The 9929-nt window shown below is 74.0% G+C and carries 1 protein-coding gene; it reads left to right on the forward strand.

Annotated features, from left to right (window positions below; genetic code table 11):
* A partial coding sequence (locus ABT137_RS50715; RefSeq protein ID WP_502984723.1) for an SDR family NAD(P)-dependent oxidoreductase occupies positions 1-9929 on the forward strand: 9929 nt, incomplete at both ends.

The raw sequence follows: 9929 nt of genomic DNA on the forward strand, positions 1-9929 counted from the left end.
GCGGAGGGGTATCTGTTCACGGGGCGGTTGTCGCTGCGGTCGCATCCGTGGCTGGCGGATCACGCGGTGAACGGCACGGTTCTGCTGCCGGGTACGGCGTTCCTGGAGCTGGCGCAGCATGCGGGTGAGCAGCTCGGTTGCGGGACGGTCGAGGAACTGACCCTGGAAACACCGCTGGTCCTGCCCGACCGCGGCGGACTCGCGATCCAGGTCGTGGTCGGCGCGCCCGACGCGGACGGCAGCCGGCGGCTGACGGTCCACGGCAAGGCCGAGGACGTACCCGCCGACCAGGAGTGGACCCGCTACGCGAGCGGCACGCTCGCCGAGGCGGCCGCCGTCACCGGCTTCACCGCCCACACCTGGCCCCCGGCCGGAGCCGAGGCGATGGACCTCGACGGCTACTACGACCGCATGGCGGGCAACGGCTTCGTCTACGGGCCGGCCTTCCAGGGGCTGCGGGCCGCCTGGCGGCAGGGCGACACCCTGTTCGCCGAGGTCGCCCTCCCCGACGAGCAGGCCGACGACGCCGACGCGTACGGTCTGCACCCCGCGCTGCTGGACGCGGCGCTCCAGGCCGCGGGTCTGGGCGCGTTCTTCGCGGGCGACGAGGCACGGCTGCCGTTCGCCTGGCGCCGGGTCTCCCTGTCGGCGTCCGGCGCGCACGTGCTCCGGGTCCGGGTCCGTCCGGACGGGCCGGACTCGATCGCCGTCGCGGCGGCCGACGAGTCCGGCGAGCCCGTCGTGACCGTCGGCTCGCTGGTGGTCCGCCCGCTCAACCCCGACCTGTTCCAGACCTCCCGCGAGCTCCCGCACCACTTCCAGTGGCCGGTGCTGGCGCTCGACACCGACGGCACGCACCCGGAACCCGAGGTGTTCGTCGTCGGCGCGGGTTCGGCGCGCGAGGTGAGCGCGCAGGTGCTCGCCCGGCTGCAGGACGCCCTCGCCGAGGACGGCACCCTGGTCGTCCGGACCAGGGCGGCCGTGGCCACCGAGCCGGGCGCGGACGTGGATCCCGCGCACGCCGCGGTGTGGGGCCTGGTCCGCTCCGCACAGGCGGAGCACCCCGACCGGTTCGTACTGATCGACTCCGACGAGGCGTCCACCCCCCTCCTGGCCGCCGCCGCGGCGACCGGCGAACCGCAGCTCGCGCTCCGCGACGGCGTCGCCCACCGGCCGCGACTGGCCCGCTACGGCACCGGGGACACCCTGCTGCCGCCCGCCGACGGCACCCCCGCGTGGCTGCTCGGCACCACGGAACGCGGCACCTTGGAGAACCTGGCGCTGCTGCCCGCGCCCGAGCTGACGGCCCCGCTCGCCGAGAACGAGGTGCGCATCGAGGTCCGCGCCGCCGGCATGAACTTCCGTGACGCGCTCAACGCCCTCGGCCTGCTCCCCGGCGAGCCGGGCCCGATGGGCATCGAGGGCGCCGGTGTCGTCACCGGGACCGGGCCGGGCGTCACCGGCCTCGCGGTCGGGGACCGGGTCTGCGGTGTGTTCGCCGGCTGCTACGGGCCGGTCGCGACCGCCGACCGGCGGCTGCTGGCCAGGATGCCCGCCGGCTGGACCTTCGAGCAGGCCGCGGCCGTGCCCGTGGTCTTCCTCACCGCCTACCGCGGACTGGTCGACCTGGCCGGCCTGAGCGCCGGCGAGACCGTTCTCGTGCACGCCGCCGCGGGCGGCGTCGGCATGGCCGCCGTCCAGCTCGCCCGCCACCTCGGCGCCGAGGTCTACGGCACGGCCAGTACCGGCAAGTGGGAGGCGACCGGACTCGCCGCCGACCACCTGGCCTCCTCCCGGACGGCCGACTTCGAGAGCGCCTTCCGCGCCGCCACCGGCGGCCGGGGCGTGGACGTCGTCCTCAACTCCCTCACCGGCGAGCTGATCGACGCCTCGCTGCGCCTCCTGCCCCGCGGCGGACGCTTCATCGAGATGGGCAAGACCGACCTCCGCGACCCCGAGCAGGTGGCGGCCGCGCACGAGGGCGTGTGCTACCGGGACTTCGAGCTGATGGACGCCGGCCCCGACCGGATCCACGAGATGCTGACCGACGTACTCGGCCTCTTCGAGCAGGGCGTGCTCACGCCACTGCCGACCCGTACCTGGGACCTGCGCCGCGCCCCCGAGGCGATGCGCTTCCTCAGCCAGGCCAAGCACGTCGGCAAGCTCGTCCTCACTCCGCCGCGCCGGCTCGACCCCGACCGCGCCGTCCTGATCACCGGCGGCAGCGGTGTGCTGGCCGGGCTCGTCGCCGAACACCTCGTGGCGGAGCACGGCATCCGCCATCTCGTCATGCTCAGCCGCAGCGGCGCCGCCCCGGACATCACCGGCGCCGACGTCCGCTCCGTCGCCTGTGACGTCTCCGACCGGGACGCGCTGGCCCAGGTACTGCACACGCTGGACCGGCCGCTGACCGCGGTCGTGCACACCGCGGGAGTCCTCGACGACGGCGTCCTCGCCGACCTCACGCCCGAACGCCTCGACCGGGTCTTCCGGGCCAAGGCCGACGCCGCCCTCCACCTGCACGAACTGACGCAGGACCAGGACCTGGCGGCCTTCGTGCTGTTCTCGTCGGCCGCAGGCAGCTTCGGCGCCCCCGGCCAGGGCAACTACGCGGCCGCCAACGCCTTCCTGGACGGGCTCGCCCAGCACCGGCGGGCGGCGGGACTCCCCGCGCAGTCCATGGCCTGGGGCATGTGGACCGAGCGCAGCGGCCTGACCGCGCGGCTGGACGACGGCGACCTCGCCCGGATGGCCCGCTCCGGCATGACACCGCTCTCCTCGGAGCAGGGCCTCGCCCTGTTCGACGCCGCCCTGGCGACGGACCTCGCGGCGCCGGTCATGGTCCGCGTCGACCACGACGCGCTGCGCAGGCAGGAGACCCTGCCCGCCGTGCTGCGCGGTCTGGTGCGCGCGCCCGCGCGGCGGGCGGCCGGCGGAGCGGGCGCCGGAGCGTCCCTCGGCGACCGGCTCGCGGCCATGCCGGAGCCGGAACGGCAGCGGTACGTCCTCGACCTGGTGCGCGGTGCCGCGGCCGTCGTGCTCGGTCATGCCTCCCCGGACCTCGTCGAATCCAACAAGGCCTTCCGCGAGCTCGGCTTCGACTCGCTCACCGCGGTGGAGCTGCGCAACCGGCTCACGAAGGCCACCGGCCTGAAGCTGTCGGCCACCCTGGTCTTCGACTACCCGACCCCCTCGGTCCTGGCTGCCCACCTCCTCGCCGAGCTGGCGGGCACCCGCAGCGCCGTGGCCGCCCCGGTGGCCGCGGCCTCCGACGAGCCGATCGCCATCGTCGCCATGGGCTGCCGCTTCCCCGGCGGCGTCCGCACCCCCGAAGCGCTGTGGGAGCTGCTGGCCGCGGGCGGCGACGCGATCACCGGGCTGCCCACCGACCGCGGCTGGAACGTCAGCCGCCTCTACGACGCCGACCCCGACCGCCCGGGCACCACGTACGTGCGCGAGGGCGGCTTCCTCGACGCCGTGGGCGAGTTCGACGCGGGCTTCTTCGGCATCAGCCCGCGCGAGGCGCTGGCCATGGACCCGCAGCAGCGGCTGCTCCTGGAGACCGGCTGGGAGACGTTCGAGCGGGCCGGCATCGACCCCGCCTCGCTCAAGGGCACGCCCGGCGGTGTCTTCATGGGCACCAACAGCCAGGACTACATCACCCTGCTGGCCGGGGCACCCGACGTCGGCGAGGGCTACATCGCCACCGGCAACTCGGCGAGCGTCGTCTCCGGCCGGCTCGCGTACACCTTCGGCCTGGAGGGGCCCGCGGTCACGGTCGACACGGCCTGCTCCTCCTCCCTGGTCGCCGTGCATCTGGCGAGCCAGGCGCTGCGCTCCGGCGAGTGCACGCTCGCACTCGCCGGCGGCGTGATGGTGATGGCCACGCCGGGCGGGTTCGTCGAGTTCAGCCGGCAGCGCGGCCTGGCCGCGGACGGCCGGTGCAAGTCCTTCGGGGCGGACGCCGACGGCTTCGGCATGGCAGAGGGCGTCGGCGTCCTGCTGCTGGAGCGGCTGTCGGACGCGCGGCGCAACGGGCACCCGGTACTGGCGACCGTGCGGGGCAGCGCGGTCAACCAGGACGGCGCCTCCAACGGGCTCACCGCCCCCAACGGCCCCTCGCAGCAACGGGTGATCCGGCAGGCGCTGGCCAACGCCGGTCTCCAGCCGTCCGACGTGGACGTGGTGGAGGCGCACGGCACGGGTACCTCGCTCGGCGACCCGATCGAGGCGCAGGCACTGCTCGCCACCTACGGGCAGGACCGGGACGCGGACCGGCCGTTGTGGCTGGGCTCCGTCAAGTCGAACATCGGCCACACCCAGGCCGCCGCGGGTGTCGCCGGCATCATGAAGATGGTGCTGGCCATGGAGCACGGCACGCTGCCGAGGACGCTGCACGCCGACGAGCCGTCGCCGCACATCGACTGGTCCACCGGCCGGGTGGAGCTGCTGACCGAGGCCCGTGAGTGGCCCGACGGGAACGGCCCGCGCCGGGCCGGTGTGTCGTCGTTCGGCATCAGCGGCACCAACGCGCACGCGATCATCGAGTCGGTGCCCCCGGCCGCCCCGCCCGCCGCCCCGCCCGCCACGGTCGTGCCGTGGCTGCTCTCGGGCCGGACACCGGAAGCCGTTGCGGACCTGGCCGAGCGACTGCGGCCGCTGACCGGCGAGAACCCCGTGGACGTCGGCCACACCCTGGCCACCCGCACCGCCTTCGAGTACCGCTCGGTCGTCGTCGGCCGCGACGCCGACGACTGGACGGCCGGCCTGGCCGCCCTCGACCGCCCGGTCGCCACCGATCCACTGGGCGGGACGGTGTTCGTCTTTCCGGGGCAGGGGTCGCAGTGGGCGGGGATGGCGGTGGAACTGCTGGAGTCGTCGCCGGTGTTCGCGGCGCGGTTCGGGGAGTGTGAGCGGGCGCTGATCCCGTTCGTCGACTGGCGGTTGACGGACGTCGTGCGGTCCGGTGACTTCGACCGAGTGGACCGTGTGCAGCCGGTGTTGTGGGCGGTGATGGTGTCGCTGGCGGCGCTGTGGGGGTCGTTCGGTGTGGAGCCGGCTGCGGTGGTGGGTCATTCGCAGGGTGAGATCGCTGCTGCGGTGGTGGCGGGTGCTCTGTCGTTGGAGGACGGCGCTCGGGTGGTGGCGTTGCGGTCGAGGGCGATCACGGCGTTGGCGGGTCGGGGTGGCATGGTGTCGGTGCCGTTGCCGGTGGAGCAGGTTCGCGGGTTGCTGCCTGAGGGTGTGTCGGTGGCTGCGGTGAACGGGCCGTCGTCGGTGGTGGTTTCGGGTGATCCGGCGGGTCTGGAGCAGGTCCTGGGCGAGGTGGAGCGGGCGAAGCGGGTGCCCGTGGACTACGCGTCGCATTCGGCGCAGGTGGAGGAGATCCGCGAGGAGATCCTGCACGTGCTGGAGGGTGTGTCCCCACGCGAGGCGTCGGTCCCCTTCTTCTCCACGGTGGACACCGGGTGGGTGACCGGCACCGAACTGGACGCCGACTACTGGTACCGCAACCTGCGGCAGACCGTGGAACTCGAAGCCGCCGTACGCAGGTTGACCGCCACCGGCTTCCGCGCCTTCGTCGAGGTCAGCGCGCACCCCGTCCTCACCATGCCCATCGAGGAGACCGCCGAGGACGCCGACGGCGACGCCGCGGTCCTGGCGGTGGGCACCCTGCGCCGCGACGACGGCGGCCTGCGCCGCTTCATGACCTCGCTCGGTACCGCATGGGCGCACGGCGTGGACGTGGACGTGGCTGCGCTGTACCCCGGCGGCCGGCAGACGGCCCTGCCCACCTACCCGTTCCAGCGCGAGCGGTACTGGCTGGCACCGCCGTCCCCGGAGGGCTCCACGGACTCCTGGCGCTACCGCGTCACCTGGCGCCCGGCCACGCCCCCGGCCCGGCCGCTGCCAGGCACCTGGCTGGCGCTCGTCCCGGAGGGACACCGCGAGGACGCCTGGGCGGCCGGTGCATGCCGCGCGCTCACCGAGCGCGGTGCCCGGGTCGAGGAGTACGTCGTCCCCGCCGGTACCGGCCGGGAGGAACTGGCCGCGGCCCTGGCCGGCCGGCGGCAGCCGGAGGGCGTGCTGTCGCTCCTGGCCCTGGCCGAACGACCGGACCCGGCACACCCGGGCCTGACCGCCGGCCTGGCGCTCACCACCGTGCTCACCCAGGCGCTCCACGACGCGGACTGGACCGCGCCGTTGTGGTGCCTGACCCAGGGCGCCACCTCCGCGGCCGGCGACGAGGAACTGCGGCACCCCGCGCAGGCGGCGGCGTGGGGCCTCGGCCGGGTCATCGGCCTGGAACACCCGGAGTTCTGGGGCGGCCTGGTCGACCTGCCCGCCGACCACGACCAGGCGTCCGCCGCCGTGCTCTGCGACGTGCTCGCCGGCGGCGGCGACGAGGACCAGTGGGCGGTCCGCGGCGGCACCGCCCGAGTGCGCCGCCTCACCCGGGCGCTGCCCGACGGACGGCCGCCCCGACGGGCCTGGCGCCCGCGGGGAACCGTCCTGGTCACCGGCGCCACAGGTGCGGTCGGCCCGTACATCGCCCGCTGGCTGGCCGCCGCGGGAGCCGAGCACCTGGTCCTGGCCGGCCGCCGTGGCGCGGACGTGCCCGGCGCCGCCGCGCTCAGCGCGGAACTCGCCGAGTCCGGGACGCGGCTGGAGTACACCGGCTGCGACGTCACCGACCGTACGGCGGTGGCGGAGCTGGTGGCACGGCTGGACGCGGACGGCACCCCGGTCCGCGCGGTCGTCCACGCCGCGGCCCTCATCCAGATCGCGTCACTGGCGGACACCTCGCTGACCGAGTTCGAGGACGTCGTGCACGCCAAGGTCGCGGGCGCGGTCCATCTGGCCGAGTCGCTGCCCGACCTGGACGCGTTCGTCCTCTTCTCCTCGATCGCCGGCGTCTGGGGCAGCGGCGACCACGGTGCCTACGCCGCGGCCAACGCCTTCCTCGACGCCTACGCCGAGCACCTGCGCGGCCGCGGCGTCCCGGCCACGTCCATCGCCTGGGGCATCTGGAACACCCCGAACCTGGCGGAGTCCGCCGCCATGCCCGGCGGCCTGGACATGGACCGGGTGCGCCGCCAGGGCCTGCCGTTCATCGACCCGCAGCAGGCCGTCGCGGCCCTCCAACGGGCCATGGACGACGACGAGACGTGCCTCGCCGTCGCGGAAGTGGACTGGTCGCGCTTCGCGCCGGTCTTCACCTCCGCCCGTCCCCGTCCCCTGCTGGACGAGATACCGGAGGTGGCGGCCCTGGCCCGGGAGGAGACTCCCGCCGCCACGCCGGTCGCGGCCCGGCTGTCCGAGGCCGAACTCGTCACGCTCGTCCGCGAACAGGTCGCCTCGGTCCTCGGCCACTCCGGCGCCGACGCCGTCGACCCCAGGCGCGCCTTCCGCGACATCGGGTTCGACTCGCTCACCGCGGTGGAACTGCGCAACCGGCTCAACGCGGCGACCGGCCTTCGGCTGCCCACCACGGTCGTCTTCGACCACCCCACCGTCCACGCCGTCGCCCGCCACCTGCGTACGGAGCTGACTCAGGGCACCGCGGCCCCGGCGGCCCCGGTCGTGGTCGCGGCCGAGGACGAGCCGATCGCACTGGTGGGGATGGCCTGCCGGTTCCCGGGCGGCGTCAACAGCCCGGAGGAACTGTGGGAACTGCTCCGCGCGGGCGGCGACGTCATCTCGGACTTCCCGGCCGACCGCGGCTGGGACCTGGACGGCCTCTACGACCCGGACCCCGACCGGCCCGGCACGTCGTACACCCGGCACGGCGGCTTCCTGGACGCGGCGGGCGACTTCGACCCCGTGTTCTTCGGCATCAGCCCGCGTGAGGCACTCACCATGGACCCGCAGCAACGACTGCTCCTCGAGACCGCGTGGGAAGCGCTGGAGCGGGCCGGCATCGACCCGGAGAGCCAGCGGGGCGAGCGGGCCGGCGTCTTCGTCGGCACCGGTTACCAGGGCTACGGCGCCAACGCCGAGGTACCCGAGGGCCTTCAGGGCCAGATGGTCACGGGTGGCTCCGCCAGTGTGACGTCCGGCCGGATCGCGTACACCCTCGGTCTCGAAGGGCCTGCGGTCAGCGTCGATACGGCGTGCTCGTCGTCGCTGGTGGCGATGCATCTGGCGGGCCAGGCGCTGCGCTCGGGCGAGTGCTCGCTCGCCCTTGCCGGCGGTGTCACCGTGATGGCCAACCCGGAGGGCTTCATCGGCTTCAGCCGGCAGCGCGGCCTGGCTGCCGACGGCCGCTGCAAGGCGTTCGCCGCCGCCGCCGACGGCATGGGCATGTCCGAGGGGGTCGGCGTGGTGGTGCTGGAGCGACTGTCGGACGCCCGGCGCAACGGGCACCCGGTGCTCGCCGTGATCCGCGGCAGCGCCACCAACCAGGACGGTGCCTCCAACGGCCTGTCCGCGCCGAACGGCCTCGCCCAGCAACGGGTGATCCGGCAGGCGCTGGCCAATGCCCGGCTGGAGCCGTCCGACGTGTACGCCGTCGAGGCACACGGGACGGGCACGACACTCGGCGACCCGATCGAGGCGCAGGCCCTGCTGGCCACCTACGGCCAGAACCGCGAGGAACCGCTCTGGCTGGGCTCCGTGAAGTCCAACATCGGCCACACGCAACTCGCCTCCGGTGTGGCCGGTGTGATCAAGATGGTGCTGGCGATGCGGCACGGTGTCCTGCCCAGGACCCTGCATGTGGACGCGCCGTCGCCGCACGTCGACTGGACCACGGGCCAGGTACGTCTGCTGACCGAGGAACAGCCCTGGGACGGCCCGCGGCGGGCGGGTGTGTCGTCGTTCGGTCTGAGTGGTACGAACGCTCACCTGATCCTGGAGCAGGCTCCGGTGGCTTCGCCGGTGGTGTCTTCGGGTGTGGTGGCGTCGGGTGTGGTGCCGTGGGTGGTGTCGGGTCGTTCGGCGGGTGCGGTGCGCGCGCAGGCGGGTCGGCTGGTGGGGTTGGTGGGTGAGGATCGGGCTGCGGTGGGTGCGGCTTTGGTGGGCCGGTCGGTGTTCGAGCATCGTGCGGTGGTGGTGGGTGGTTCGGCGGACGAGTTCGGGGCGGGTCTGCGGGCGGTGGTGGATGGTGGGCCGTTGGCGGGTGTGGTGTCCGGGGTGGCTTCGTCTGTGGGGAAGACGGTGTTCGTCTTTCCGGGGCAGGGGTCGCAGTGGGCGGGGATGGCGGTGGAGCTGCTGGAGTCGTCGCCGGTGTTCGCGGAGCGGTTCGGGGAGTGTGAGCGGGCGCTGGCCGCTCATACCGACTGGCGGTTGACGGAGGTCGTCCGTTCCGGTGAGTTCGGGCGGGTGGATGTGGTGCAGCCGGTGTTGTGGGCGGTGATGGTGTCGCTGGCTGCGTTGTGGGGGTCGTTCGGTGTGGAGCCGGCTGCGGTGGTGGGTCATTCGCAGGGTGAGATCGCTGCTGCGGTGGTGGCGGGTGCACTGTCGCTGGAGGACGGCGCCCTCGTCGTCGCCCTGCGGTCGAGGGCGATCACGGCGTTGGCGGGTCGGGGTGGCATGGTGTCGGTGCCGTTGCCGGTGGAGCAGGTTCGCGGGTTGTTGCCTGAGGGTGTGTCGGTGGCTGCGGTGAACGGGCCGTCGTCGGTGGTGGTTTCGGGTGATCCGGCGGGTCTGGAGCAGGTCCTGGGCGAGGTGGAGCGGGCGAAGCGGGTTCCGGTGGACTATGCGTCGCATTCGGCGCAGGTGGAGGAGATCCGTGAGGAGATCCTGCATGTGCTGGAGGGTGTGTCCCCACGCGAGGCGTCGGTCCCGTTCTTCTCCACGGTGGACACCGGGTGGGTGACCGGCACCGAACTGGACGCCGAGTACTGGTACCGCAACCTGCGGCAGACGGTGGAGTTCGAGGCGGCCGTCCGCGACCTGGCGGAGGCCGGTCACACCACGTTCGTCGA

Source organism: Streptomyces sp. NPDC001980 (assembly GCF_040296885.1).
Classification (GTDB): domain Bacteria; phylum Actinomycetota; class Actinomycetes; order Streptomycetales; family Streptomycetaceae; genus Streptomyces.